The 26,784-nt window shown below is 39.9% G+C and carries 23 protein-coding genes; 12 read left to right on the forward strand and 11 right to left on the reverse strand.

Going from position 1 to position 26,784, the window contains the following annotated elements; genetic code table 11:
- The 4 genes from AB1Z56_RS19440 to AB1Z56_RS19455 all read right to left on the reverse strand — a co-directional run bounded on the left by AB1Z56_RS19440 (position 1) and on the right by AB1Z56_RS19455 (position 4,370).
- Positions 1-1,050, reverse strand: a complete 1,050-nt coding sequence (locus AB1Z56_RS19440; protein WP_313269414.1) for a UDP-glucose--hexose-1-phosphate uridylyltransferase — start codon at positions 1,048-1,050, stop codon at positions 1-3.
- A 68-nt stretch (positions 1,051-1,118) separates the two neighbouring features.
- Positions 1,119-2,393, reverse strand: coding sequence for a metallophosphoesterase (locus AB1Z56_RS19445; protein ID WP_426789913.1), 1,275 nt, complete (start codon positions 2,391-2,393; stop codon positions 1,119-1,121).
- A gap of 12 nt (positions 2,394-2,405) precedes the next feature.
- On the reverse strand, positions 2,406-3,440 hold the full coding sequence (hemH, locus tag AB1Z56_RS19450; protein ID WP_309365408.1) for a ferrochelatase: 1,035 nt from the start codon (positions 3,438-3,440) through the stop codon (positions 2,406-2,408).
- An 81-nt stretch (positions 3,441-3,521) separates the two neighbouring features.
- Positions 3,522-4,370, reverse strand: a complete 849-nt coding sequence (locus AB1Z56_RS19455; RefSeq protein ID WP_426789914.1) for a 4-hydroxy-3-methylbut-2-enyl diphosphate reductase — start codon at positions 4,368-4,370, stop codon at positions 3,522-3,524.
- A gap of 287 nt (positions 4,371-4,657) precedes the next feature.
- Between AB1Z56_RS19455 and AB1Z56_RS19460 the strand changes: the two genes are divergently transcribed.
- Positions 4,658-5,077, forward strand: a complete 420-nt coding sequence (locus AB1Z56_RS19460; protein ID WP_077437233.1) for a nucleoside-diphosphate kinase — start codon at positions 4,658-4,660, stop codon at positions 5,075-5,077.
- A gap of 139 nt (positions 5,078-5,216) precedes the next feature.
- Here the strand turns inward: AB1Z56_RS19460 and ybeY are convergent, their stop codons facing one another.
- Complete coding sequence (ybeY, locus tag AB1Z56_RS19465; protein WP_293900643.1) at positions 5,217-5,645, reverse strand: rRNA maturation RNase YbeY; 429 nt, start codon at positions 5,643-5,645, stop codon at positions 5,217-5,219.
- Positions 5,646-5,693: 48 nt separating this feature from the next.
- Positions 5,694-6,107, reverse strand: a complete 414-nt coding sequence (ruvX, locus tag AB1Z56_RS19470) for a Holliday junction resolvase RuvX (protein WP_426789915.1) — start codon at positions 6,105-6,107, stop codon at positions 5,694-5,696.
- A gap of 630 nt (positions 6,108-6,737) precedes the next feature.
- Here ruvX and def point away from each other — a divergent pair.
- A complete protein-coding gene (def, locus tag AB1Z56_RS19475; RefSeq protein WP_426789916.1) occupies positions 6,738-7,964 on the forward strand; it encodes a peptide deformylase in 1,227 nt (408 codons plus the stop codon).
- Between the two features lie 123 nt (positions 7,965-8,087).
- On the opposite strand, the gene AB1Z56_RS19480 is transcribed toward def, so the two are convergent.
- Positions 8,088-9,077, reverse strand: coding sequence for an aspartate-semialdehyde dehydrogenase (locus AB1Z56_RS19480; RefSeq protein WP_088163260.1), 990 nt, complete (start codon positions 9,075-9,077; stop codon positions 8,088-8,090).
- Positions 9,078-9,654: 577 nt separating this feature from the next.
- Between AB1Z56_RS19480 and AB1Z56_RS19485 the strand changes: the two genes are divergently transcribed.
- The 10 genes from AB1Z56_RS19485 (at position 9,655) to AB1Z56_RS19530 (ending at position 19,286) form a co-directional block, all read left to right on the forward strand.
- On the forward strand, positions 9,655-10,602 hold the full coding sequence (locus AB1Z56_RS19485; RefSeq protein ID WP_145330317.1) for an NAD-dependent epimerase/dehydratase family protein: 948 nt from the start codon (positions 9,655-9,657) through the stop codon (positions 10,600-10,602).
- A 2-nt stretch (positions 10,603-10,604) separates the two neighbouring features.
- Positions 10,605-11,330 carry a YebC/PmpR family DNA-binding transcriptional regulator gene (locus AB1Z56_RS19490; RefSeq protein WP_293900627.1) on the forward strand — a complete coding sequence of 242 codons (726 nt, stop codon included), beginning with the start codon at positions 10,605-10,607 and terminating at the stop codon, positions 11,328-11,330.
- Positions 11,331-11,451: 121 nt separating this feature from the next.
- On the forward strand, positions 11,452-13,146 hold the full coding sequence (locus tag AB1Z56_RS19495; protein WP_426789917.1) for a hypothetical protein: 1,695 nt from the start codon (positions 11,452-11,454) through the stop codon (positions 13,144-13,146).
- A gap of 65 nt (positions 13,147-13,211) precedes the next feature.
- Positions 13,212-13,955, forward strand: a complete 744-nt coding sequence (locus tag AB1Z56_RS19500) for a DeoR/GlpR family DNA-binding transcription regulator (protein WP_046673148.1) — start codon at positions 13,212-13,214, stop codon at positions 13,953-13,955.
- 23 nt (positions 13,956-13,978) lie between these two features.
- Complete coding sequence (locus AB1Z56_RS19505) at positions 13,979-15,439, forward strand: lipopolysaccharide biosynthesis protein (RefSeq protein WP_426789918.1); 1,461 nt, start codon at positions 13,979-13,981, stop codon at positions 15,437-15,439.
- Positions 15,440-16,312: a glycosyltransferase family 2 protein gene (locus AB1Z56_RS19510; RefSeq protein WP_293900618.1), complete on the forward strand. Its 873-nt coding sequence runs from the start codon at positions 15,440-15,442 to the stop codon at positions 16,310-16,312. It abuts the gene before it with no gap.
- 3 nt (positions 16,313-16,315) lie between these two features.
- Positions 16,316-17,230, forward strand: a complete 915-nt coding sequence (locus AB1Z56_RS19515; protein ID WP_426789919.1) for a glycosyltransferase family 2 protein — start codon at positions 16,316-16,318, stop codon at positions 17,228-17,230.
- 3 nt (positions 17,231-17,233) lie between these two features.
- Positions 17,234-17,989 carry a glycosyltransferase family 2 protein gene (locus tag AB1Z56_RS19520; RefSeq protein ID WP_426789920.1) on the forward strand — a complete coding sequence of 252 codons (756 nt, stop codon included), beginning with the start codon at positions 17,234-17,236 and terminating at the stop codon, positions 17,987-17,989.
- Positions 17,989-18,204, forward strand: coding sequence for a DUF3820 family protein (locus tag AB1Z56_RS19525; protein WP_046673143.1), 216 nt, complete (start codon positions 17,989-17,991; stop codon positions 18,202-18,204). Before AB1Z56_RS19520 ends, AB1Z56_RS19525 begins: the two co-directional genes overlap by 1 nt.
- A 95-nt stretch (positions 18,205-18,299) precedes the next feature.
- The gene (locus AB1Z56_RS19530) at positions 18,300-19,286 is read left to right on the forward strand and encodes a rhodanese-related sulfurtransferase (RefSeq protein WP_426789921.1); all 987 of its coding nucleotides are present in this window, start codon (positions 18,300-18,302) and stop codon (positions 19,284-19,286) included.
- 126 nt (positions 19,287-19,412) lie between these two features.
- Here AB1Z56_RS19530 and AB1Z56_RS19535 read toward each other — a convergent pair whose 3' ends face one another.
- The 4 genes from AB1Z56_RS19535 to AB1Z56_RS19550 form a co-directional block, all read right to left on the reverse strand.
- Positions 19,413-20,108 (reverse strand): DUF937 domain-containing protein, encoded by a 696-nt coding sequence (locus tag AB1Z56_RS19535; RefSeq protein ID WP_293900603.1) that lies wholly within the window; start codon positions 20,106-20,108, stop codon positions 19,413-19,415.
- 124 nt (positions 20,109-20,232) lie between these two features.
- Entirely contained in the window at positions 20,233-21,759 is a 1,527-nt protein-coding gene (locus AB1Z56_RS19540) for a DUF5689 domain-containing protein (RefSeq protein ID WP_426789922.1), read from the reverse strand.
- Positions 21,760-21,787: 28 nt separating this feature from the next.
- Positions 21,788-23,332 (reverse strand): SusD/RagB family nutrient-binding outer membrane lipoprotein, encoded by a 1,545-nt coding sequence (locus AB1Z56_RS19545; RefSeq protein ID WP_426789923.1) that lies wholly within the window; start codon positions 23,330-23,332, stop codon positions 21,788-21,790.
- 12 nt (positions 23,333-23,344) lie between these two features.
- Positions 23,345-26,611 carry a SusC/RagA family TonB-linked outer membrane protein gene (locus AB1Z56_RS19550; RefSeq protein ID WP_426789924.1) on the reverse strand — a complete coding sequence of 1,089 codons (3,267 nt, stop codon included), beginning with the start codon at positions 26,609-26,611 and terminating at the stop codon, positions 23,345-23,347.
- Positions 26,612-26,784 lie beyond the last annotated feature (173 nt).

The following is a 26,784-nucleotide window of genomic DNA, read 5'->3' on the forward strand; positions in this document are numbered from 1 at the left end:
TTATTTAGCTTTATAATGTACTGTCGAACAATTTCGCAACTGTTCTGCGGCAACTTCCGGTGTGATATCACGTTGTGGATTTGCTAGCATTTCATAACCAACCATAAACTTTTTTACGGTAGCAGAACGTAACAGTGGTGGATAGAAGTGCATATGCCAATGCCACTCCGGGTGGTCACCATCATTTACTGGCGCCTGATGCATTCCTGCAGAATAGGGGAAGGATGTTTTGAAGAGATTGTCGTAACGCGTTGTCAATAGCTTGAGTATGGCGGCAAAATCCGTCTTTTCTTTTTCGTCAAACCCTGCAATGTTTTGGATAGATCGTTTGCTGACAATCATTGTTTCATAAGGCCAAGCAGCCCAGAAAGGCACTAAAGACACAAAAGAATCGTTCTCGTCTATAATTCGTTCTTCCTTTCTTAGTTCGGCTTTCACATAATCTGACAGGATGGTGCGCTGGTATTTATCGAAATAGTTCTGTTGCTGAACACATTCTTTTTGAATTTCTACAGGCAAATGGTTTTGTGACCAGATCTGTCCATGTGGATGCGGGTTACTACAGCCCATAATTGCACCTTTATTCTCAAAAATCTGGATGTATTTGATCCATTCAACCTTGGATAGTTCTACAAACTCTTTTTGCCAAAGATCAACCACAGCCTTTATAGCTACCTGATCCATTTCTGGAAGCGTAAGATCGTGACGTGGGGTGAATGCAATGACTTTACAGATTCCTCTTTCAGTCTCTGCGACAAACAGTTCGTCCTCATTAAATTCTTGCTGGCTTGTATCTTTTAATAAAGCTGAAAAATCGTTCACGAAAACGAAGCTTTCTTTATAATCCGGGTTAACGTCACCGTCAGCCCGCTTATTGGTCGGGCATAAATAGCATTGCGGATCATATTCCGGTCTGTTATCTCCAGGAAGCTCCTCTACTTGCCCTTGCCAAGGTCTTTTACTACGATGCGGAGAGACAAGTACTTTTTCCCCGGTAAGAATATTCACACGTGTGTGGGGAGAGTCCCCAAAGTTTAAAGTTGATTGCATGTCTTGTATAACTGGTGTACAGAATACACAATAATAGCTATATTAACTCAAAAGTCAAAGGGGATTTTTTATGCATTAAACTTTGGGTCCTGTGCTTTTAACAATTCGAATATGGTAATTTCGGGCAGAATTCCAACACGCCCCGGATAACCTAAAAAGCCATAGCCAACATTGACATATAATCGTTTATTCTGCTGTTCGCGATACAGTCCTGCCCATTCTTTATAGATATATTGTACTGGACTCCATTGCAGCATCTCTGACCTTACACCAAATTGCATACCGTGTGTATGTCCTGCAAACATCACATCTACATCTGTATCCAGTACCTGAGCACGCCAGTGAGAAGGATCGTGAGACAGCAGTAATTTAACGGGCTGCTCTTCGGTCCCCATTAAAGCCTTCTTGATATCGCCATGTTTCGGAAAACGACCTGTCCCCCAATTCTGAACACCGACAATACAAAGTTCTTCACCATCGACCTTGATCTTGCGATTTTCATCCATCAAAAGATCCCAACCCATCACTTTATGAACATCGATAACATCCTGGAGGTTCTTGCGTTTTGCAGGAGAATCTTCCTTCCCATAATAATAATCGCCATAGTCATGGTTACCCAGCGTAGAGAATACACCTAAGTCGGATTTCACACGGGCAAAAATATCCTGATAATCGCGCATTTCAGAAGCCTGAGCATTCACGATATCACCTGTAAAGAAAGTCACATCGGCTTTTTCCTTTAAAAGCATATCAATACCACCCGTGACGGCTTTCTTATTATAGAACGAGCCAGAATGCACATCGGAGATCTGTGCAATGGTCATTCCGTGGAATGCTTTGGGTAAATTGGGTAAATACAATGGAACTCTTCTGACACGATAGTCGTAAGCTCCTGAAATAATACCCCAGCTCAATGGTATCAAGGGTGAGGCACCCACTAGAATACCAGCTTTGGTCAAAAACTCGGATCGGCTAATACCTTTCACTGGATTTTCCGGTAAAGGGTCGCCAGCATCTTCGACTAAATCCTCAACAGATCTCTTTTTTGCGAACAGACGCTTCAACCATACACCACCACGTCTGATATCATCAATCAACAAAATCAAAAAGAAAAATATCTTTGATGCGGCAGTCAGAAAGAAAGCGACCAAGATAACCGACCGAACAATCAGCGGAATATTAAATTGCGCGGAGATAAAAACGCCTAATAGCAGTAAAACAGAATAAGACCACCATAGAATGGAAAATACTTTTGTTTTGGGAAATTTGATCTTTGTTGCGCGGAGCGCAAAGAAAATATAAAAATCTAATATGAGTAATACACAAGCATTTACGAACAACATCTTTTACCTATTTTAATTCTTGGCATTAAGCGCCAATTGTTTTAAAGATTCGATCCATTTGGGATCATCATTAAGACTCTCTACCAAACACACTTCCTCCCCACCTAAATGTTTAAATTCATTAGCATATTCCACGCCAATTTCATCAATGGTCTCGATACAATCCGCCACAAAAGCAGGACTGAAAATTAATAACTTCTTATAACCTTTCGCGGCAAGGTCGTGCAACAAATCGGAAGTATAGGGCTGTATCCAGGGTTCTTTACCTAGACGGGATTGAAAGCAGAGCGAATATTGTTCTTTTTTTAATCCGAGCTTGGCAGCTATCGTCCGTGTTGTCGCATAACATTGAGAGAGATAACAGTATGAATTCGCTGTCGTTTTACAGGAATCACAACCTGATTCAGGACATTTAAGCTGACCTGTAGGATCTACTTTTCCAAGCTGCCGCACAGGAAGTCCGTGATAGCTAAAGACAAAATGATCAAAACTTTCCAAATCGTGCCTGCGGGCATGATCCGCATAAGTTTCTGCCATTAAATCATCTGTACAGAAATTGCTTACGAAACTAATCTCCGGGAGGTAATTCCATTTGCGAATTAGCTCCATGACACGATCAATGACCGAGCCCGATGTAGCTGAAGCGTACTGTGGAAATAAAGGAATTACACGAATGGACTCCAAAAATAGGCCTTCCATATTTTTCAATGCAGCCTCAATTGACGGGTTTTGGTAACGCATCGCTAATTCAACATGGTATTCTTCCCCCAATGCTTCCTGTAACAGGTCGCGTTGCAAAATACTGTAGTGCATCAAAGGTGATCCCGTTTCTTTATCCCAGATCGTTTCGTATACTTTGGCAGATTTGGGAGCACGTGTACGTGCAATGATTCCCTTAACCAATAAGGTTCGTTGAAAATAAGGAATATCAATGACTCGCGGATCCATTAGGAACTCCGTTAAATATCTTTTTACATCTGGAGTAGTGGGACTATCAGGTGTACCCAATTGTACTAAAAGAATTCCTTTTTTGCCTTTATTGCTCATAGCTTACAAAGCTACGCAAAAAAGAATGCACTCCGGATCTAAACCGTGGAATTATGAAATATCTGTGACGGGTAATTGCGCCTATAACGCTTCTAAACTTGCTTTTACGTCGCGCATTAACCACATTGGCGTTGAAGTAGCGCCGCAGATACCAATACGATCGTTTTCAGCAAAGACCGATGCATCTAATTCAGCGGGATCAGAAATAAAATAACTAGCGGGATTGGCATTTTGACAAACTTCAAACAGCACCTTTCCATTGGAGGATTTCTTGCCCGATACAAAAACGATTTTATCGTATTGTCTGGCAAAAGCGCCAAGATCTTCGTATCGATTGGAAACTTGTCGACAAATGGTATCATTAGCTTTCACTTCATACCCCCGCTTGATCAATTCATCTTTGATGGCATAAAATTTATCCACGCTTTTTGTTGTCTGGCTGTATAGGGTAAATGAGGCCGGCAATTCGACTTGATCCAATTCGGAAATATCCTGAAAAACTAAGGCTTCATTATTTGTCTGCCCCTGCAAACCGATCACTTCAGCATGTCCGTGCTTCCCAAAGATTAAAATTTTCTCCTCTTGGTCGAACGACGTTTTTATACGGTTTTGCAGTTTAAGCACTACAGGACACGAAGCATCTATCAAGGTAATGTTATTTTCCAAAGCAACACGATAAGTCTCGGGGGCTTCACCGTGGGCACGGATCAACACCTTTTCATTGCTCAAGGTCGGCAGTACGGCATGATCAATAATCCGTAGGCCTTTTGCTTTCAATCGAGCAACTTCCTCATCATTATGAACGATATCTCCCAAACAATAAAGATACCCCTCTTCCTCCAAAATCTCCTCCGCCATATCAATAGCGTATACCACTCCAAAGCAAAAGCCTGAATCTTTATCGATGTCTACTGTTAGATTTAATGCCATAATAACACAAAGTTACATATTCGCATTGAACTTAGATCAATTGTTTTTTTACTTTTCTTGAAATGGTCAGGTTCACCGGCTTTGTTACATTATCACCCAAAAGATATGGTTGCAGAACATGAAGGAATACCAGTTGCCTTACACCTAGAGATTCGGGGCAGCATGCAAGAATTTCACGGTTAAGGAGATATTAAGTTATTAAGTTTATCAAGAATTGTGTCTATATGAAGCGTAATGATATTGCATATGAAAAGCAATTTATCTAATTTTGCAAAAAAATTAAAATAATGGCAACTAACAGAACATTTACGATGATCAAACCTGACGCTGTAGCGAACGGTCACATCGGTGCAATCTTAAACGATATTATTGCTGGTGGTTTTAAAATCATTGCAATGAAATACATTCAACTTTCTAAAGAAACAGCCGGTGCATTCTATGCAGTACACAAAGAGCGTCCTTTCTACGGTGAGTTGGTCGAATTTATGACTTCAGGTCCTATCGTTGCTGCAATCTTAGAAAAAGATAATGCTGTTGAAGATTTCCGTACGTTGATCGGTGCTACTAACCCTGCTGATGCGGCTGAAGGTACGATCCGTAACAAATACGCAAAATCAATCGATGCAAATGCTATCCATGGATCGGATTCAGATGAGAATGCTGCTATCGAAGGAAACTTCTTCTTCTCTCAATTTGAAAGATTCTAGTCGTTAGAAACACCATAAAAAAAGCGCTTTACAAATTGTAAAGCGCTTTTTTTATGTATTACCTCCTTCTCTCGAGTAAAATAGAACCTTCAGCCGGTTCACCGAACTGCGAACCCTAATGAGTATACGAAGGAGTCTGTTAAAAGTTTCTTTTACCGAGATACTCATCCTCCTTGGCGGTCATCTTGGCTTTATCTGCCGGTTTTTTATCGGGATAACCGCACAGGTGCATGACACCATGAATAATAACCCGATGAAGCTCGTCACGCACATCAACCTTAAATTTTTCGGCATTCTCCTGAATACGTTCCACACTGATAAAAATATCGCCGGCGATGGTGTCATCATCTTCGGAGGAATCAAAAGTAACGATATCCGTATAGGTGTCGTGATTTAAATATTGCTTATTGATTTCAAGTAAGTAAGCATCCGAGCAAAGGATAAAGCTCAATTCGCCTACACGTTTAAATCCTTCGCCTTTGATGGCATCAGCAATCCATTGACGGATTTTCCCCTTTTCTTTTAATTTGAAATCCGTATCCTCAGTAAAAAATAATATGCTCTTCATCCTTCTATTTTTTATTCATTCTTGTTTGACGTATTAGTCGTTGTGTATCTAAAAATTACGGCTATCCATGTAGCTTTGCAAAATGATCGTTGCAGACACAGTATCAATCAATCCCTTTTGTTGGCGATCCTTTTTCTTTTTTCCGCTTTGTGCAATCGCTGCCGAAGCCATTTTAGACGTAAAACGCTCATCAATCTCTGCCACAGCAATTGCAGGATAAGTCTTTTTCAGCTTCCGAACAAAACCGACAACATGCTGCGCCGATTCAGAGTCAGTCCCGTCTAGCTGCCGTGGCTTTCCGACAACAAAAGTTTCCACCTGTTCAGTCTGTAAATAATCGGCTAAGTATGTCCAGATATCCTGTGGGTGTACCGTCGTCAATGCCGTCGCAATAATTTGCATGGGATCGGTCACCGCAACCCCTATTCGTTTTGTACCGTAATCAAATGCCATCAATCTCATGGAGATGCTTTTTTTACAAAAGTACAATTTAGATATGAGTATTGAGAGATATATGCATGAAGTTCCATTTATACTCTAGGATAATCCGGATTAAATTACGTACACTAAAATAGCGGTCTCTTGTATGCTCTTTAGTTTTACTTTTACTTAGGGTTAGTTTAGGGTTTAGTTAGGGTTAGTTTAGGTATAGTATAGGTAAGACCTAAGTAAACCCTAACTAAAATCTAACTTATAGCTATATAAAATCTAAGGTAATGTCGAAGTATATAGATCTTTGCTATACCAGTATATACCTGATCAAATCCCAATGACTATTTTAGTCCTGGAGACATTGATCTTGAGAGTGAAATTGGCTTACTGAGAAAATGAATACAGCTATTGCATGGAAATGGATCGTTGAATACGTCAAATTTCAACTCTTTAAGATTGGGTACAACGGTGCTAAACAATGAAAAACAACGTTTTGAATAATCGAAATCAAGTAATAACTTTGATTGTCGATTTTGCTACGACAAACGATCTTGATTTTTGAAACTATAATCTCTTCCTTTACACTTTGTCACAGTCTAATGTTGGCAAGAAGCGGCACATTATTAAATCATAAAAATCGGACAGAAAGATATTTAACAAATGAAAAAAACACTTGTCGCCAGTTTCCTGTTGGCCTTATGCTTGAACACGCATGCACAAACTAAATACGAGCAACAAATTACCACTCTTCGTGAAGAAAAAGCCGCTGAATTGGCGAAAGAACAATATGGCCCATTGAAATCAGATCAAGTGGCATTTTTGGATTACTTTCCAGTAGACGCAAGTTATAAAGTCAAAGCAAAAATTGAAATTTTGTTTGATGAACCCGTGTTCCGTATGCCGACCTACGACGGCACAAGCAATGAATACAAAAGATACGGAATCATAACATTTATCCTTCAAGGTAAAGAACGTGTACTGAATGTCTACCAAAGCGTCGCATTATTTCAAAATCCTGCATACAAAAAACATTTATTTTTGCCATTTTTAGATTTAACAAATGGCCAGGAAAGTTATAGTGGTGGCCGATATATTGATCTATCCACAGACGATATAAAAGGGGACAACGTTGAGATAGATTTTAACAAAGCATATAACCCCTATTGCGCTTATAGTAACGGTTACCGTTGTCCGGTTCCCCCAGTTGAAAACAATTTAGAAACAAAAATTATGGCAGGAGAAAAAGCATTTCATAAGCCAAAAAACGAAAGGCCAGTCAATCTTAATTCGGGTCAGGAGTTCAGTGCTGCCGACAAGAAAATCATTTCATCTGGCGGTGAAAATGCAATTCTTCGGGTATTGCAGACAACGGACGAAAAAGATCTGAAAGTTTTAAAAGCGACAAGCAGTGATGTCAAATACAACGACCCATTGATTGAATCACTTTCCAAAAGAATGTTTGCGACGGTACGTGATCCCAATCATCCCGGTGTAGGCATCGCAGCGCCACAAATCGGTATAAATAAAAATCTAATCTGGGTACAGCGATTTGACAAACCAGATCAACCATTTGAATTTTATGTAAATCCTAAAATCTTATGGCGCTCCAAACTGAAACGTAAAGGTGCCGAAGGCTGTCTTTCTATCCCTAATCGCAAAGAGGATGTATTACGGAGTTATGCGATCCGCCTGCAATACATCAATAAAGAAGGTAAAGTTATCGAAGAGAATATCGAGGGTTTTACTGCTGTTATTTTTCAGCACGAAACAGATCATCTTTTCGGCATTCTATTTCCAGATCGACTGGAAGAGCAAAGCAAAGAAGCCTATGCACCGTTGAATGACAAGATTGAGTTCTCAATTCAGCCTACAACATTGACGCCATAATTGCAAGCCCCGGCATCAAAGACCAAATCATACGTATATAAATTGTGATTTGCTGATGGGACAAAAAGAGCCCCCATGAACGAATTCGTGGGGGCTCAATATTTATTATGGAATCTACTTGAGTTAGATCAATCCTTTTTCGGCCAATAACTCCGCTACCTGAACTGCGTTTGTTGCAGCCCCCTTACGTAAGTTATCTGCTACTACCCACATGTTAAGGGTATTTGGCTGAGATTCATCACGACGGATACGTCCTACAAAAACCTCATCTCTACCGTGTGCATCCTTTGGCATTGGATATTGTAGTGACGCAGGATCGTCAACAACAATACAGCCACTTTGTGCTGCTAAAGCTGCACGTACATCATTCAAATCAAAGTCATTTTCAAATTCGATATTCAATGACTCAGAGTGTCCGCCCATAACAGGAATACGCACTGTCGTTGCAGTTACTTTAATAGAATCATCACGCATGATTTTATTTGTTTCCAAAATCATTTTCATCTCCTCTTTTGTGTATCCATTTTCTTGGAAAACATCAATATGAGGAATAACGTTCAAATCAATCTGATAAGGATAAGCTTTTTCACCATCTTTTCCGGCACGTTCATCCATCAATTGGTTAACGGCCTTAACACCAGTACCTGTTACAGATTGGTAGGTAGAAACTACAACACGCTTGATTTTATATTTATCATGTAATGGTTTTAAAGCCACCACCATTTGTATCGTTGAACAATTCGGGTTTGCAATAATCTTATCTTCAGCAGATAACACATCGCCATTTACTTCTGGGACAACCAATTTTTTCGTTGGGTCCATACGCCATGCCGAAGAATTGTCGATCACTGTAATTCCAGCTTCAGCAAATTTAGGGGCGAATTCTTTCGAGGTATCACCGCCAGCAGAAAATAACGCAACATCAGGTTTCAAAGCAATAGCCTCAGATGGTGTAACCACCTTATACTTCTTTCCCTTGAATTCAATTTCCTTACCCTTGCTACGCTCTGAAGCTACTGGAATTAATTCTGTTACTGGGAAATTTCGCGCCGCCAACACGGTTAGCATCTCAGTACCTACAAGGCCTGTTGCGCCGACTACTGCCACTTTCATTTTTGTCTGTGTTTAAATTGTGTATATAAAATTTGTTATTTGATTTTGTTTTTAGTTGATTCTCGAAGAATGAATTCTTCAAATTTAAAAAATATTCCCCAATTCCACTATTAAAATAACAAAATATTACTCCCTCTGCTAAAAATGTCACAACATTTAGAATTTTTCGTCAATAATTACTAAAAAAGGAATCGCCGCATCTTATAGCTGTTGCTAAAAATTAGGATTAAGGCAATTCAAAAAAAATAAAAATTTTCACTGCTTATTCAAAAAAAAAGAACAAACGATTGAAACAGTTTAAAATCTCATAAAAACAGCCCCAAGAGTCTATAAATTAACATTTTTTCCTTGCTCTCTTCAAGACGGCAAAGTTGTTAGATACTGAAAAGCCTTTATATTTGCATCATAAACCGCCATGGTTGAAATTTCATTTTTCATTACACGATGAAACGTAAATTATGTGAGGCTAAATCCTATCCTATCGATGGGAAGAAACGAGCGAAGCGATTCATTTATATGCTTGAGCATGGACACTCCATATAATGAAAGCAGGAGCTTCATAAAATAAAACTTACAAATGAAAGAAAGCATTATTATCATTGGTGCAAATGGCCAAATCGGCACAGAATTAGCTATCGCCTTGCGCAAAAAATTTGGTGCAGAGAATGTTGTAACCACTGACATTAGAGAACCACAGATTAAAAGCCCTGACGAAAATTTCGAAATCGCTAATGTTCTTGACAAAAATGGACTTGAGACATTATTTCAACAATATAAACCTACTCAAGTATACCTACTGGCTGCCATGCTTTCGGCTACCGGTGAAAAATATCCTGAAAAGGCCTGGGAATTGAATATGAATGGTCTGTTGAATGTTCTTGACCTGGCTGTTAACTATAAAGTTTCAAAGATATTTTGGCCAAGCTCAATCGCTGTTTTTGGGCCTCACTCCCCAAAAACTAATACCGAGCAATATTGCGTAATGGATCCAAACACCATTTATGGTATCAGCAAACTTGCAGGTGAGCGTCTTATCGAATGGTATCAAGAACATCGTGGTCTGGATATTCGCAGTGTCCGTTACCCTGGTATCATCTCCTGGAAAACGGAACCAGGAGGCGGAACGACGGATTATGCTGTCGATATTTTTTATGAAGCATTGAAAACCGGGACTTACGCCTGCTTCTTATCTGAAAACACGGCCTTACCAATGCTGTACATGGAGGATGCCATCCGTGGCACACTTGAACTAATGGATGCACCTAAAGAAAGTTTAAGCATTCGCCACAGTTATAACCTTGGCGGTATTACATTTACTCCGAAAGAACTTGCACAAGAAATTAAAAAAATTCTTCCTAATTTTGCAATCTCTTACATCGAGAACGATCCGAGACAACAGATTGCCGATTCATGGCCTGCTAGTCTAGATGATTCTTATGCAAGAAAAGACTGGAACTGGACGCCAGAATTTGACATCCAGAAGATGACAGTCGACATGATTGAAAATCTTAAAAACAAAATATAACAATGGGAAGAGCTTTCGAATTCAGAAAAGAGCGGAAATTCAAACGCTGGGCCAAAATGGCCGTTCAATTTACACGTTTAGGTAAAGAAATCGCCATGGCGGTTAAAGAAAGCGGCCCTCACCCTGAAACTAACTCGAGACTTCGTACAGCAATACACAATGCCAAGGCAGTAAATATGCCTAAGGATCGTATTGAAGCCGCCATCAAACGTGCTTCAGAAAAAGATTCAAAAGGTTACGAAGAATATGTATACGAAGGCTATGGTCCTCATGGTGTCCCTGTTTTAATTGAAACAGCAACGGATAACACCAACCGCACAGTAGGAAATATCCGCAGCTATTTTACAAAAGCTGGTGGTTCATTGGGCAAAACAGGATCATTGGATTTTATTTTCAACCGCAAGTCCATTTTCCGTTTTGCTGCGACAGATGAACTGGACCTAGAAGAGCTTGAATTAGAGTTGATCGATGGGGGCTTAGAAGAATTATACGTGGAATCTGATGAAGAGGGCAATGATGTTGCTGTCGTTCAAACTTCTTTTGAAGACTTTGGTAATATGCAAAAATTACTGGAAGAAAAAGGAATTGAAGTAACATCTGCAAAATTGGAACGTATTGCTTTATCGCATTCAGATATTACGGAAGAACAAGCTGCTGATGTACTGAAGATGATCGATAAAATCGAAGAAGATGACGATGTTCAAGCAGTTTACCATAACATGGCTTAAGCTATTGAATTTATCAAATAATAAAAAAGAGCGCTAGTCGCTCTTTTTTATTTAACACGCCGCGCAGCGCCGTCAGAAAAATTACTACATTTGTAATAGACTAAATCAAACTCATATCAGAATGACTTTTGAAGAATTTTTCATAAAAAAGAAAATTGATTTGAAAGCTTTAAAAGCTGCAGATGGACCTTTATTTGAAGAGTTCAAAGCACATTATTCTGCTATGGGAGAAAAGAGTTTTGACCACAGCAAAAAGTTTTGGTTCAATAAGCTTCGAAAAAGCTTCCATCTGAAAGAGGAAGAAACTCCAGCCGCAAAACCTGCAGTAAAACAAGCGGTCATTGATACGCCAACCGATACTTCCGGTGCTGAGGCGACAAAACCAGCAGGCTTTAAACCACGATTCAAAGCTGCAATTACACCTGCAGTGGATGAGGCTAAAACCACCGAAGCACCTGATTCTGCTAAAAATGAGACTGACTCTGCTCCTACAGGATTTAAGCCGAGATTCAAAGCGGGAATCACTAAAGCTCCTGACACAGCAGCAACTACTCCTGCATCCGAAGAAGCGACTGACGAAACTACTCCATCGGCGCCAAAACCAACAGGATTTAAGCCGAGGTTTAAAGCCGGAGTCACTAAAACTCCTGACGCAGCAGCAACTACTCCTGCATCCGAAGAAGCGACTGACGAAACTGCTCCATCGGCGCCAAAACCAACAGGATTTAAGCCACGATTCAAAGCGGGAATCACTAAAGCTCCTGACACAGCAGCAAGTACTCCCGCATCCGAAGAAGCGACTGACGAAACTACTCCATCGGCGCCAAAACCAACAGGATTTAAGCCACGATTCAAAGCCGGAGTCACTAAAGCTCCTGACGCAGCAGCAACTACTCCTGCATCCGAAGAAGTGACTGACGAAACTACTCCATCAGCGCCAAAACCAACAGGCTTCAAACCACGGTTTAAAGCAGGTGTGACGAAAACAGAAACTTCCGAACAAGCACCGCAAGCCGCACCAATAGAGAAAATCAGTTCAGAAACAACCATAAACACTGAACCAGAAAACAACAATTCGGATACCCAAGAACCTGTTGCGAACAAACCAACAGGCTTCAAACCACGGTTTAAAGCAGGTGTGACGAAAACAGAAACTTCCGAACAAGTGCCGCAGGCCGCACCAATAGAGAAAATCAGTTCAGAAACAACCATAAACACTGAACCAGAAAACAACAATTCGGATACCCAAGAATCTGTTGCCAACAAACCAACAGGCTTCAAACCACGGTTTAAAGCAGGTGTGACGAAAACAGAAACTTCCGAACAAGCGCCGCAGGCCGCACCAATAGAGAAAATCAGTTCAGAAACAACTATAAACGCTGAACCAGAAAATAACAATTCGGATCCCCAAGAACCTGTTACCAACAAACCAACAGGCTTCAGACCACGGTTTAAAGCAGGTGTGACGAAAACAGAAACTTCCGAACAAGTGCCGCAGGCCGCACCAATAGAGGAAATCAGTTCAGAAACAACCATAAACACTGAACCAGAAAACAACAATTCGGATACCCAAGAACCTGTTGCCAACAAACCAACAGGCTTCAAACCACGGTTTAAAGCAGGTGTGACGAAAACAGAAACTTCCGAACAAGTGCCGCAGGCCGCACCAATAGAGAAAATCAGTTCAGAAACAACTATAAACGCTGAACCAGAAAATAACAATTCGGATCCCCAAGAACCTGTTACCAACAAACCAACAGGCTTCAGACCACGGTTCAAGGCGGGCATCACAAAAATTGATAAAAAGGAAGAATAATTTTCACTACATTTAGACTGATTTTTTTCAATTAATTTTAAATTCCGATTAAAAACCACAAGCCAATGTTAAAGGAAGAAAGACAAGCATTCATTATACATCAGATTAACCTACATAACAAAGTTTTATCTTCTGATCTAAGTGTTCAGCTGAATGTATCTGAAGATACAATTAGACGCGACTTAAATGAACTCGCCGAGAACGGTAAAGTGTTAAAAGTTTATGGTGGGGCATTATCAAAATCTTTTCAATTCCCCTTCCAGGATGGGAACGTGTATGCCAAAGAGGCAAAAAAAGAAATTGCCAAGAAAGCAAGCACTTTAATCTCAAACGGTATGACTGTTTTGGTCGGAGGTGGAACAACCTTAATTGAATTGGCAAGAACAATACCTGATCATCTGCAGTGTACATTTTTCACTATAAGTCCATTAGTTGCACTAGAATTGGCCGAAAAGCCAAATCTTGAAGTCATTTTAGTTGGCGGAAAACTTTCGCGTAACACAAACATTGTGTCTGGTGCCCAAGTAGCCAATGAATTGGCAGATCTTAAAGTCGATCTTTGTCTGTTGGGAACAAACTCGCTTTCGGTAGAAGATGGGGTGACGGACTCCGACTGGGAAGTGGTACAAATCAAACGTGCAATGATTAAATGCTCAAAAAAAGTAGCTATTCTGAGTATTGCGGAAAAACTTAATTCAGTTCAAAAAATGAAAGTCGTACCGTTACGTGATATCTCATATTTGATTACCGATGTCAATCCAACTGATGTTTCCCTAAAAGAATTTGCGAATACAATTGCAATACTTTAATATTGCCGCTCATTTAATTTAGCATGTCATCGCAAACGAAAAATGACTCTTTAAAATCAAAAACAACAAAAGGACTGCTATGGGGTGGTATGGCCAGTATCATCCAGCAGTTTTTGGGCTTTGGGTTCGGCATCCTACTAAACCGTAAGCTAACAGCTGAAGATTATGGTTTAGTAGCTATGATCACCATCTTTTCTGTCCTCGCTTCTGCTTTCCAAGAAAGTGGGTTTGTGTATGGGATTGTTAACAAAAAAGAAGTTGAACATAAAGATTATAACGCGGTATTCTGGACAAGCGTAGGAATTGGAACATTTATTTATATCGTTTTATTTTTTGCAGCTCCTCTTATCGCCTTATACTATAATCAACCAGTACTTGTAGAGCTAAGCAGATTTACCTTTTTATCCTTTTGGTTAGGCAGCTTTGGCATTGCACACAACGCTTACCTGTTCCGGAATTTAAAAATCAAAGAAAGAGTCATCACAGGCACGTTTGCTCTGATTGCATCCAATATAGTCGGAGTTTATTTAGCTTATAAGGACTATGCCTATTGGGCATATGCGATCCAAATTGTCTCCTATAGTGGTTTCAATATGCTCGGATTCTGGTATTTTTCCAAATTCAGGCCTACTTTCCAGTTCGATTTTAAACCTATTCGTGACATTTTAGGATTTAGCAGTAAAATACTAGTCACCAATATTTTTATCAACATCAACAAAAATATATATGCAGCAATCTTAGGCCGGCATTATACCGCTGAAGAGCTGGGATATACCGTGAATCCTAATCGTTGGAGCATCATGGCCCAAAATATATTGACGAATATGGTCAATAATGTGACTCAACCGATTTTAAAGGAAATAGAAGACGATAAGGATAGGCAAGTTCGGGTTTTTCGCAAACTGATTTCCTTTACAGCCTTTTTAGCCTTTCCAATGTTATTTGGCTTAACCACGGTAGCGCAGGATTTCATTACCATTGCAATCACCGATAAATGGGCACAAAGCGCCATATTTCTCCAAATATTTTGTATTGGAGCCGCATTCGACTCAGTTAGCAATGTTTTTTCCAACTTAATTATTAGCAAAGGAAAGCCCGAAGTCTACATGAGGAATATCATTGTTTTTGGTCTGCTCCAAATCGCTATTCTTTTCTTTGGCAAATCACTAGGCTTAGAACTACTCATAGGATTAACTTCGGCTTTAAATGCCCTCTGGATATTCGTTTGGTACATATCAGCCAAACCTTATATGAACTATTCATTTCGTTATCTTCTAACAGATATTTTTGCTTATGCGCTATTGGCAGCTATAAGTTGCTTATCAGCCCATTATGCCACCGCAGCTATCGCTAATCTCTATCTTCGGTTTGCAAGTACAATTGGAGTGGCTATATGCGCATATATCATTGTCAATAGAATCTTTAAACCCAGCATTTTGTTGGAATTATTCCACTATTTCCTAACAGTTATCCGAAAAAAATAGATGGCCAGGATTCTCACCATAATCGTCTCTTATAATTTTGAGCCTTGGATCCACAAGTGCTTACCCAGCCTTTTGGAATCGAGTTATCCAACAGATATTTTAGTTGTCGACAACAATTCGGGAGACAATACTACACAGATCATAAAAGAAACATATCCGACAGTAAGACTAATAGAAAGTTCCGAAAATTTGGGTTTTGGAAAGGCCAACAACATCGGACTTGACATCGTTTTGAAGGAAGAATATGATTATGCTTTTTTGGTCAACCAGGATGCCTGGCTGGATCGGGACTGTATTGCCAATTTAATGAAAGTTAACGCGGAAAATATCGGAATTATCTCACCGATTCACTACGATGGAACCGAAACAACACTGGACCATGGTTTTGCTGTATATACCAAACAGGCCCGTACCGAAGATTCCTATCGGATTTGTTCATTCGTAAATGCTGCATTCTGGTTTATGCCCAATCCTGTCATCCGAAAAGTAGGCGGTTTCGCGCCGATCTTTTTTCATTATGGGGAAGACAAGGACTATGCTAACCGCATCAACTACTATGGTTTAAACATTGTTCTGGCCGAAGAAGCCAAGGCCTATCACGATAGGCAGCAGCGCAAAACAGACCGCAAAGCTTTTCTGAAAAGCGAATTTGTCTATCATCTGACTGAATATTGCAATATCAATTATACTTTTGTAAAAGCTTTTACGATGGCGGTACTGGCAAGTTTAAAAAAAATGTGCTCTTCACTTTTGAAAGGCCATACTTTTGAAGCAAAAAGCTACTTCAGCATTGCCTTTAGACTGCTGGTTAAAACAAGCGCTGTTTATCGCACTCGACAAGCCAACAAAAAAGCATTCAACAAAATATTTTGACACATGAACAGTATTGCTCCAGTCATACTTTTTGTATATAATCGTCCCGATCATACGATAAGAACGCTTACAGCCTTAGAAAAAAATAAACAGGCAGACCAAACGACACTTTACATCTATTCGGACGCAGCGAAAAACGAAAACTCCATCGATGCAGTTGCCGAAGTCCGGAAAATTATCCATAAACCCTGGGACTTCAAGCAGGTTGTCATCGTAGAACGAGCGGAAAATTGGGGTCTCGCCGCCAATGTGATCGATGGTGTTACAAAAGTGGTCAATGAACATGGGAGGATTATTGTTTTAGAAGATGACCTGGAAACTTCTGCGTTTGCCCTGGATTATTTCAATCAAGCCCTCACGCATTATAAAGATGAAGATCAAGTCATGGAGATCAGTGGATACGGTTACCCATTGAAGGACTTAAATAAGCTGCCTGAAACATTCTTTTTCAGAGTTGCCAATAGCTGGGGCTGGGCAACCTGGGATCGTGCATGGAAACATTTTAATCCTAATATTGATGAACTCGTGTCAGACTTTACAGCAGAACAAATTCATCAATTTAGTATCGAAGGAAAAGAAAACTTCTGGAAACAAGTGCAGGAATTTAAGGCCGGAAAGATCAACTCTTGGGCGATACGCTGGTATGCTTCTGTATTCAAAAAAAATGGATTAGTTTTGTATCCAAGGAATTCGATGACACAGAATATTGGCAACGATGGTTCGGGTACACATACAGCTGCAGAAGCTACATATCAGGTTACACTAGCGGAAAATCCGGTAAGTTATTTTCCAGCGGAAATTTCGGAAAACAAACAAGCTTACGAAGCCATCAAGTATTTCTATGCACATCGGAAAGGATCTTTATTCAATCGTGGCATCCGATTCCTCAAAAAGAAAATTAACGAATTCAACAAATAAAGTATGTCTGCTCATCCTAAATTTTCGATTATAACTGTCGTTTACAACAATGTGCGTGACATAGAACACACCCTGAAATCTGTTGTCAATCAGAGCTATGATCATATAGAGTATATTGTCATTGATGGACAATCAACCGACGGAACATTAGAGATCATCCAAAAATACAAGGATAAAATCGCCGTCATCCTCTCCGAAAAGGATAAGGGGATCTATGATGCCATGAATAAAGGATTAGCATTAGCAACAGGTGATTATGTTCTTTTTCTAAATTCCGGAGATGAGATCTATGATCTCAACAGCATTGAGAACCTCGCCAAACTGAGCGATGATGCCGATATTCTTTACGGTGAAACTATCCTCGTAGATGACAATCGAAATATTATTGGTGAACGTAGGCATAAAGTTCCGGCTCATTTCGACTGGAAAAGCTTTCGCTATGGTATGAATATATGCCATCAGGCCATCTATATCAAGCGGGAAATTGCCGAGCCATACGATCTCAATTATAAACTATGTGCTGATATTGACTGGGTTATTCGTTGTGCCAAAAAGGCAAAAAAAACGGTCAATGCACAGCAATATGTTGCCCGGTATCTTGTGGGCGGGATGTCAAAACAAAGACATAAGGAATCCTTGAAAGAGCGCTTTGCTATTTTCAAACACTACTATGGGACCATTCCCAATGTATTCAATCATGGCATCATTGCGCTAAAAGCGGTTTGGTACCGTCTTAATTATGGAAAACCTCAAGACTAATGTTGAATCCTGAAATTTTAACCGAGCTTGTTACAGTCAAGATGCCCTTTGGCAAATATCAGGGCTACACTTTATGTAACCTTCCTGAGCCCTATCTTGTGTGGTATAACCAAAAAGGCTTTCCAAAGGGAAAGCTAGGCCAGCAGTTAGCGACACTCTATGAAATAAAGCTTAATGGCTTAGAATACCTGCTCGAACCTTTGAAGAAAAGGTGACGAAGGTCATTTTATTCCACTTATTATTTTTTGTAGCTTTGCACTAAATTTATTTTTAGCATTAAACGCCGTTTGCAGCGGTATCAATGAATATCATGACACAATATCAAACTTTGCTGTACTATTGTTACAGCCCTATCGAGGATGCCGAAAAATTTGCATCAGATCACTTAGAATTTTGTAAATCTCTGGACTTGGTTGGCCGTATCATTGTCGCTGATGAAGGTCTTAATGGAACTGTTTCGGGCACTGTAGAGGCTTGTAAAAGCTATATGGATGCCATTTATGCCGATGGTCGTTTCAATAAAACAGAGTTCAAAATTGACGCTGTAGATGAACCGTCATTCATTAAAATGCATTGCCGTTACAAAGCCGAAATCGTTCACTCTGGCTTGAGAGATCCAAAAGAAATTGACCCCAACCGTCAAACCGGTGTGCACCTTGAACCCAAAGATTTCTTAGCGATGAAAGATCAGGAGGATGTGGTTGTATTGGATGTACGCTCAAATTACGAGCACAATGTTGGTCATTTTAAAAATGCCGTTACTCTAGATATTGAAAATTTCCGCGAGTTCCCAGAGAAAATCAAAGAGCTTGAACAATATAAAGGAAAAAAAATATTGACGTACTGCACAGGCGGTATCAAATGTGAGAAAGCTTCTGCTCTTTTGTTAAAAGAAGGTTTCGAGGATGTATATCAGCTACATGGCGGAATTATCAAATACGGAAAAGAAGCTGGTGGCGAAGATTTTGAAGGTCAATGCTACGTCTTCGACAATCGTGTTACTGTCGATGTAAATTCTGTCAACCCATCCGTGGTATCAACTTGTTTTAACTGTGGCAAGCAAACCACCAAAATGATCAATTGCGCCAACCCAACTTGTAATGAACATTTCACGCAATGTGATGAGTGTGGTTGGGAGATGGATGGATGCTGTTCGCCAGCATGTAAAGAAAATCCCAATAAACGTGAATATGACGGTACAGGATATTATGTTAAGGTTCCTCAACCTGTCAATATTGATAAAATCAGCAAAAGAAAACATAAAAATTTTCCTCCGAAAGTATCGGTTGAAGATTAATAAGAATTGGACAAAAAGTATGAGGTCGGAAGTGTAGAACTTCCGACCTCATACTTTTTAGAATCTGTATCATCTCCGCTTAAGCTCATGCTCGCTTTTCCAAAACAAATAATAGCTTAACACAGCTTATTTTCCAAACATACCGGCGATTGAATCAAGAATATTGCCCTTCGCCTGTCCATCGTTATTTTTATCAAAAAAACTGCCTGCTAGTCCACCCAACATGTCCGTAATGCTACCTCCCGCTGTGGGCTGCTCCGTTGTTTGCGCTTGTTCTTCTTGACCACCGCCCAAAAAAGAGCCTAAAATCCCCCCCAACATACCGCCACCTGCATTCTGTTGTGTTCCACCTCCTAGCACAGAACCGATCAGATCGCCAATACCACCGCCACTTGAAGCCTGCTTTTGTTGCCCTAAATATCCCATGACGATAGGAGCCAGTGTGGCCAGTACCCCTGTTACCTGTGAGGAACTCAAGCCTGCTTTATCCGCAATATTCTGGGTTACTACTTCGGTATTTTGACCAAACATATGGTTGACAATCTTATTCCCGTCTTCAGAACCGGCTTGATCAGCTCCTCCCTGTCCGAATAGATCGCCAATTTTATCGAGTATACCACTGTTACTATGCTGATCAATAGCATTGTCAATATTTTCCGCTTGCCCTTTGTTTTTCGCATTGTAATTTAATGCTGCAATCATCAAAGGAACTGCTGCCGCTACAATCCATTTTGCTTTAGATTCACTGACACCAGTAATTTTTGAAATAGTCTCTATCGCTTTAGAGCCTACTCCACCTGTAACTAAATCTGTTAAGTTCATAAGTCTTCGTTTATAGTTATATAATGAAGATAATAAAAATATGTTTTAGCTTTACCAATTTTTGGAGACCGACATACCATCAATATAATCAATAAAGGGGCCGCAGCCCCTTTATTGATATAATCTATTGTTCAATTTTCGTTGATAATTCATTTTCGATTTCGCTCAGCGTGGAAGCCTTGGTCATCTCGATATTATTCTGAGATCGAGCAGAAGTCCATCGTGCTAAAGATGTGTTATACACCCCTCCTAAACTAACAAAATAACCTACATCAGCTGTATTATATTTTAAGAAGATATTATTGGTTCCCGCCATAAAAAAAGGTTGTGACTTTAAGGATAGTGGATCGATAACATCATAAAAATCATTGTTTGTAATACGGTAACCTTTCGTTCCATCTGTCAATGCACCGCCACCAGAGATATACATAACATCCACAGGTTTTGTTGCTTCTGTCACGGCCGTCGTATTAAATACCGCTATTCCAAATGCGTTACCACTATTAGCCATGAGTCCACCGGTTTTGGTCCCAATACCATCGAAACCATCCTTGGCAACATAATCATAATTAACGACCCATTTTGCATTCGAAATATCTGTTGAGCTCGAGCCATTGATCAATTTATATTTTCCGCCTACATAGAAATACTGGCCTTTTGTAACAGTTCCAGAAGTAATATTCAGCTTATAAGTTCGCATTCCACCTGTCGCCCAGCCTTTCGCAGGAACACCTGTTGGCGTAGATGCATTCGCATTATTACTAACAATAACAGCATAAGGAGTTTTCGAAAAATCGATATCTTCAATGGCTAAAAGTTGAATATATTCATAGTTTCCATCCCCACCTTTTACATCGCTGGCAAAACCAGAAATAGCCACAGGGGTGTGCTCAATCACCGAACTCAATTCCTGAATATCCGATTCTTTACGCAAAACCTCATAAGGGATAAGTTTTCCCTCTGAATCCTGTTTGTTAAAGATCACGCCAAAATAATTGGCCAAAACACTTAGATTTCTCTTAGCAAACTTTGCTGATGATTTGGTCTCCAAATTTAAATTTCCGAACCCATCATTCAGGGTTTTCTGTCCCTCTAAAATGTCTCCAGCAGCAGGCAATGGATTAAAACCACCTTTTACGATCGCAACCAGCGTACTTTCATATTTATCTGGATTTGCCAAAATATCTTTTGCAGTCACGCGATTATTGGGGATTGGCTTATCTGAAGCGATCTTTACGATATTTGATTCAGCAACGTTTTTCAGCTGAAGAATGCCATTTTCCCTTGTTAGTTCGCTACCAACAATATTGATTTCCAACGAATCCCCTATCACGTAATTTTCAGCAGCCTTTCCCAAAGGTATTGTTATACCACGCAGCTGGTTCAAGCGCCTACGATCTTGGATGACTAAGTATCCCTCAGGAAAGTTTCCTTCGCGATGATCGGAAACAACGACACCAGCAATTGTTGTAGATCCGTCCAAATTATCCTGACTAACTTGTACAGGCTGTCCTTTATAAATGCTCCTGACATCAAAAAGACCGATATAGGAACTAACTACCCCACCTGGATAATTTCCGTCCTTGTTACAAGAACCAAGGGTTAAAGCGCCCATGAATCCCGTTATTATGTAAAGAATATATTTTTTCATTATCTACGCATTAAAATTGTGAATCCTATTATGGCTTTTGCCACCAAACTTTCGTACTAATGACATCCTGACCTTGTGCTTGCACAGCCAACTTATAATTCGTTGGATTTGCCGACTGAACATAGATCGGATAATTTAGTCTTGCCGGCATCTCACCATTATTTTTCAAGCCTGTTCCTTTAGGCAATTTAGGATAGCCAGTTCTTCTAAATTCAAACCATTGCTGACAGTCTACAAATAATAGGGCATAATACTTCTGCAAATGAATCATTTCCATCTTTTTCTCAAAACTATAGCTGTCATCCCAATTTATATCGCCATTATTTAAGTAATCTTCAATAGACTCTGTATAAGTAGGCAGCCAAGTTGTGATCCCTTTCATCACCCCATCTTTATAAAGATCTCCCGGTTTATCCGTATAGAAACCTTTTAAAGCCAATTCAGCTTTAATAAATTGCATCTCTGCGCAGTTCATAATCATACCTGTCAAAGGCTCATTCATCATCGTTCTAACTGCAATATTATTGACGGTTTGATCGTAAGAATAAAAGTAAGATTGTTTTTCCCATCCCTCACCAGGAGCATATCCACTTGGAACCCCTACAAAATTTCCACTCACAGGGGCAATACCCAGTCGATTGACACCATTGGAACCGTAAGTAGGAATATTTATACGCGGATCATTCCATGCGACCAGATTATCAATAAAGAAACTACCTAAAGAAGGTGTTCTAAAATCCTGCGCCCGCACATCCATAAATGGAGAAACAAAAGGAATAGTTCCGGTCCATCTCAATACAGCCGAATCATCGTTACTTGTCATGATCGGATAAGTAGATGCATTATCAACTAAAATATCGGAAATTTTGGCTTTCACATAGTTAGCTACTTCGGCATCCTGTTTCCCCGATACCCGTAGTAATAACCTTAAGAAAAGTGAATTGCCAAACTTCCGCCATTTACTGATATTGCCTGCATAAATAGGATCGTACTCTCCCTTTATACCCGTATTTTTAGTCAAAAGTACATTCGCAGTATCAAGCTGTCTGAAAAGATCCATGTAAATATCCTTTTGTGAATCAAACTTCGGTTCGATAATTTCATCGCTCTGTCCTCTTAATGCTTCACTATATGGGATATCTCCATAAGTATCTGTCAATATAGAGAATATCCATGTCTTCATGATCAATGATATCCCCCTATAGGAGGCATTATCATTCATACCACCATCCGCAAGCTTATAAATTTCATTAATATTATTCAGTTCAATATATAAAGAATTCCATGGCCCGTCTGCGACGGTATTTCTAATATCATAACGGAAGATGCGGTATTCACCGTCGCCAATATTCACGCTTACCTGCATTAACTCATTGTTCAACGAACGATTTCGTGACATATTTGAGGCTACCGCATCCCTAAATGCAGCCTGCATAAACTGATAAGGATAAGCTTTTGTACTATTATTGGGATTCGTGTTGATTTCCTGAAAGTTCCTATCACAGGATTGCAGTAAGGCTGTTAATGAAAGGAAAAGGCAAGCTAATCCAAAAAGTTTTATAGTTGATTTCATAATGACTTTGAACTAAAATCCGACAATTAAGTTAACACCATAGGTACGAGTTGAAGGGAATTGGGCAATTTCAAACCCTTTGACAATATCTGATCCTGACAATGTTCCAAATTCAGGATCAAAATTTGGCCAATTAGACCAGATCACAAGGTTTCTACCGTATACGCCAACAGATGCTTTTTGTAATTTTAAACGATTAACAAAAGCTTTGGAAAAAGAATAATCAAATCGGGCCTCTCTAAATTTGATAAAATTAGTGGAAAAGGTATTCCCCTCCGCATTATCCTGCCCATAGTGAGAGCGGTAGTACTCATCAATATCCGTCGCAATAACATCGTTTTTCCGATAAGTTCCATCTGCATTTTGGACAACTCCATTTCCTATAATTCCACTATAACGCCCAGGAAGCGTATTCTTTGTTTTTCCTTGCTCAGCCAATTTATAATGAGTCAATGAATGTGCCACCCCACCAAATTGCGCATCAAACAATAAGTTCAACCGGAAACCTTGATATCTAAATTCGTGTCCAAGACTTAGTTTACCTTTGGGAATGGTATTTCCAAGATAGACAACTTCATCAGTCGATAATGCAACACCGGTATTCGCGTCATAAACGATTTGCCCATCTGGCGATCGCTTATATCCAATGCCATACAAATCTCCCATGGATCCACCAACTTTAGCAACAAGCTGTCCGCCAGCGACAGGACCAGTTTGCAGAACCATCAAAGAGTCCGCTAAAGACATAATTTTATTCTGATTCATGGAAAATGTTGCAAAAACCTTCCAGCTGAATCCATCTTTAATTTTGATCGGCATACCATCTACAGCGAGTTCAATTCCTTTATTCCGTACCTCACCTGCATTTACCATCTTGTACCGTGCTCCTGTGGATGCATCAACTACGCGCTGTAGTTGCTGATTGGATGTATTACTTTGATAAACTGCTAAATCAAAGCCAAAACGGTCTTTAAACATGCGTATCTCTGTTCCAAATTCGACTGAACGCGTTCTTAAAGGTTGTAAATAGGGATTTACAATCAACGAAGGAATCTGTAACCCACCTGGATACTGCGGTCCCGAAGTTTCATAGGATGCATCAATTAAGTAAGGTCTATTTCCCCCATTTCCAACACCGGATATGGAACCTCTCAGTTTTGCATAGTTAATAACACGAGGCAATCTCCATATTTCAGAGGCTATAAAACTTGCATTTAGGGAAGGATATGTAAAATAAGTCTTTTTATCGGGAGCAAGAGCTGAAGCCAATGTACTCGCCCAATCAATCCTATAGGTTCCGTCCACAAATAGAAAATTTTTATATGCGGCAGTAAACAAACCATACATACCATTTCGTTGTTCATGACTCTTATTAGGTAGGCTAAGCACTTGCCCTTTTGCATTGGCCATGGTGTAAACTCCTGGATAAGTTAACGAATCCGCACGCATCTCATCTTTATTGTAGCGATTGTCGTTCGTACTACCTCCTGCCGTTGCTGAAACCTTCCAATCTTTATTGATTTCCTTATCATATTTTAATAAAAAATCTAAGGTCGTTTCGTGAGAAAAGATTGACTGCGTACGGTAACTACCAAAGGGCATTTTTGCACCGGCATCATAAGGACGTTTTTGCTCTCGATTTTCATAGGCCATATCCATGGAACTACGCAACATCAAATTCCAATTTTTATTAAATTGATAGCTTGCCTGAACATTTCCGGTTATTCCGTTTCTATTCATGCCATTGATAAATTCTTGTGATATAGCAAACGGGTTTTCAGGATAAGAAGAGAATGGATATTTAATTTTCTGTCCTTCTGAGCCCTGAACCCAATAATCTTTTAACCAATTCATATCGGCATTCGGTTGCCAAAAGATAAACCAATACATTAGCGACTGATTTCCATATCCAGCCCCAGGTAAGTTGTCAGACCATTTATTGGTGTAGTTCACTTTCGCATTGATTTGCAACTTGTCGCTAACCTTAGAGTTTACCGACAAGGCCACTGTGTTACGTTTATATCCTGTATTGGGAACGATCCAAGTATTGTTGACGTTCGTCGCCGAGAACCGAGCGGTTGTTTTATCCGTTCCACCATCAATACTGACCGAATTGGTAAATGTTTTTCCGACATCGAAGAAAGACTTCAAGTTATCATATGGCCGCCAAAGCGTTCTTTCCGTTCCAACTTTTTGCGTAGCAGGGTCATACTGATAGAAATATTGTCCATCAAATTTAGGTCCATAGGCCGAACTTGTTCCAGATGTACTAACACCATCTTCTGTGGTTCCATAAGAGTAATAATTTGAGCCAGCCAATCCCTGTCCGTATTCATATTGCAAATCAGGCATCCGATTGATGGCTTCCAGTGAGGTATTTGAATTAAAAGTAACACCTATTCCCTTTTTCCCTTTGGCACCGGACTTGGTCGTAATCATAATAGCGCCATTTGCCCCACGTTGTCCATACAAAGCTGCCGCACTCGCACCTTTTAGTACAGTCACATTCTCTATATCCTCCGGATTGATGTCGTCAATGCCCGAACCATAATCAGCGGGCATATTATCGGAACCAGTACCATAAGTATTCTCTCCCAGATTAGCTGTTCGCCGTCCACTACCATCATTTACAACAACACCATCTACAACAATCAGAGCTCCTTTATCTCCATTAAGGTCAGCTTCCCCTCGCAATATAATCTTGGTCGAACCAGTGGGACCTGCATTTGAACGCATCAGATTCAACCCTGCTACTTTTCCTGATAACGCATCGCTCCAGTTATTGGAAAGAGCATCTGTCAATTGCTCGCCTTTTACAACAGTTGCACTATATCCCAGTTCCTTCCCTTGTCTTTTAATCCCTAGTGCCGTCACAACAACCTCATCAAGCGCCTCAGATGTCGGATTTAACCCAATATGAACGTTGGCTTGAGCGGCCTCGTAAGTCTTTGTTTGAGCCTCATAACCAATCATCTGAAAGCGTATTTTCCCGCCGACTTCGATATCTATTTCAAAATTTCCGTTCCGATCCGTAGAACCCTTCGTCACTCCGCCTGAAAGTATCGATACTGAAGCCAGTGGCTCCTTGGTTTTATTATCTACAACTTGTCCTTTGATTTTAATCTTCCCTTGATTAAAATAATGAAAAACGCCGTGGCCCTGTTCTAATGGAACCGCTGCCCCAGCTACATCCATATTGCAGGCAATTAATAATGCTGCAAATAGCACTTTCGAGGAGGAGTGCCTCAGATTAATTTGGATAGGGTTAATACTAAACATAGTTATTGGTGTAAATTGTTAATTTTCAATTTGGCACAAAAATATATCCCTAACAAAAAGTTTGCTTTAACTTAATGTTTTCTTTTTGTTAACAATTATTTCGAATAGCATTTCCTTTAGTCACACTATTACGGTTTCAAATTTTAATAAAATGCTCTGTAGTCCACTTTGAA

Source organism: Sphingobacterium sp. WOUb80 (genome assembly GCF_050058145.1).
In the GTDB taxonomy this organism is placed as follows: domain Bacteria; phylum Bacteroidota; class Bacteroidia; order Sphingobacteriales; family Sphingobacteriaceae; genus Sphingobacterium.

Excerpts from the sequence above, each read along its gene's own strand:
- AB1Z56_RS19440 (WP_313269414.1), bottom strand. The coding sequence starts at position 1,050 with ATGCAATCAACTTTAAACTTTGGGGACTCTCCCCACACACGTGTGAAT.
- AB1Z56_RS19445 (WP_426789913.1), bottom strand. The coding sequence starts at position 2,393 with ATGTTGTTCGTAAATGCTTGTGTATTACTCATATTAGATTTTTATATT.
- hemH (WP_309365408.1), bottom strand. The coding sequence starts at position 3,440 with ATGAGCAATAAAGGCAAAAAAGGAATTCTTTTAGTACAATTGGGTACA.
- AB1Z56_RS19455 (WP_426789914.1), bottom strand. The coding sequence starts at position 4,370 with ATGGCATTAAATCTAACAGTAGACATCGATAAAGATTCAGGCTTTTGC.
- AB1Z56_RS19460 (WP_077437233.1), top strand. The coding sequence starts at position 4,658 with ATGGCAACTAACAGAACATTTACGATGATCAAACCTGACGCTGTAGCG.
- ybeY (WP_293900643.1), bottom strand. The coding sequence starts at position 5,645 with ATGAAGAGCATATTATTTTTTACTGAGGATACGGATTTCAAATTAAAA.
- ruvX (WP_426789915.1), bottom strand. The coding sequence starts at position 6,107 with ATGAGATTGATGGCATTTGATTACGGTACAAAACGAATAGGGGTTGCG.
- def (WP_426789916.1), top strand. The coding sequence starts at position 6,738 with ATGAAAAAAACACTTGTCGCCAGTTTCCTGTTGGCCTTATGCTTGAAC.
- AB1Z56_RS19480 (WP_088163260.1), bottom strand. The coding sequence starts at position 9,077 with ATGAAAGTGGCAGTAGTCGGCGCAACAGGCCTTGTAGGTACTGAGATG.
- AB1Z56_RS19485 (WP_145330317.1), top strand. The coding sequence starts at position 9,655 with ATGAAAGAAAGCATTATTATCATTGGTGCAAATGGCCAAATCGGCACA.
- AB1Z56_RS19490 (WP_293900627.1), top strand. The coding sequence starts at position 10,605 with ATGGGAAGAGCTTTCGAATTCAGAAAAGAGCGGAAATTCAAACGCTGG.
- AB1Z56_RS19495 (WP_426789917.1), top strand. The coding sequence starts at position 11,452 with ATGACTTTTGAAGAATTTTTCATAAAAAAGAAAATTGATTTGAAAGCT.
- AB1Z56_RS19500 (WP_046673148.1), top strand. The coding sequence starts at position 13,212 with ATGTTAAAGGAAGAAAGACAAGCATTCATTATACATCAGATTAACCTA.
- AB1Z56_RS19505 (WP_426789918.1), top strand. The coding sequence starts at position 13,979 with ATGTCATCGCAAACGAAAAATGACTCTTTAAAATCAAAAACAACAAAA.
- AB1Z56_RS19510 (WP_293900618.1), top strand. The coding sequence starts at position 15,440 with ATGGCCAGGATTCTCACCATAATCGTCTCTTATAATTTTGAGCCTTGG.
- AB1Z56_RS19515 (WP_426789919.1), top strand. The coding sequence starts at position 16,316 with ATGAACAGTATTGCTCCAGTCATACTTTTTGTATATAATCGTCCCGAT.
- AB1Z56_RS19520 (WP_426789920.1), top strand. The coding sequence starts at position 17,234 with ATGTCTGCTCATCCTAAATTTTCGATTATAACTGTCGTTTACAACAAT.
- AB1Z56_RS19525 (WP_046673143.1), top strand. The coding sequence starts at position 17,989 with ATGTTGAATCCTGAAATTTTAACCGAGCTTGTTACAGTCAAGATGCCC.
- AB1Z56_RS19530 (WP_426789921.1), top strand. The coding sequence starts at position 18,300 with ATGACACAATATCAAACTTTGCTGTACTATTGTTACAGCCCTATCGAG.
- AB1Z56_RS19535 (WP_293900603.1), bottom strand. The coding sequence starts at position 20,108 with ATGAACTTAACAGATTTAGTTACAGGTGGAGTAGGCTCTAAAGCGATA.
- AB1Z56_RS19540 (WP_426789922.1), bottom strand. The coding sequence starts at position 21,759 with ATGAAAAAATATATTCTTTACATAATAACGGGATTCATGGGCGCTTTA.
- AB1Z56_RS19545 (WP_426789923.1), bottom strand. The coding sequence starts at position 23,332 with ATGAAATCAACTATAAAACTTTTTGGATTAGCTTGCCTTTTCCTTTCA.
- AB1Z56_RS19550 (WP_426789924.1), bottom strand. The coding sequence starts at position 26,611 with ATGTTTAGTATTAACCCTATCCAAATTAATCTGAGGCACTCCTCCTCG.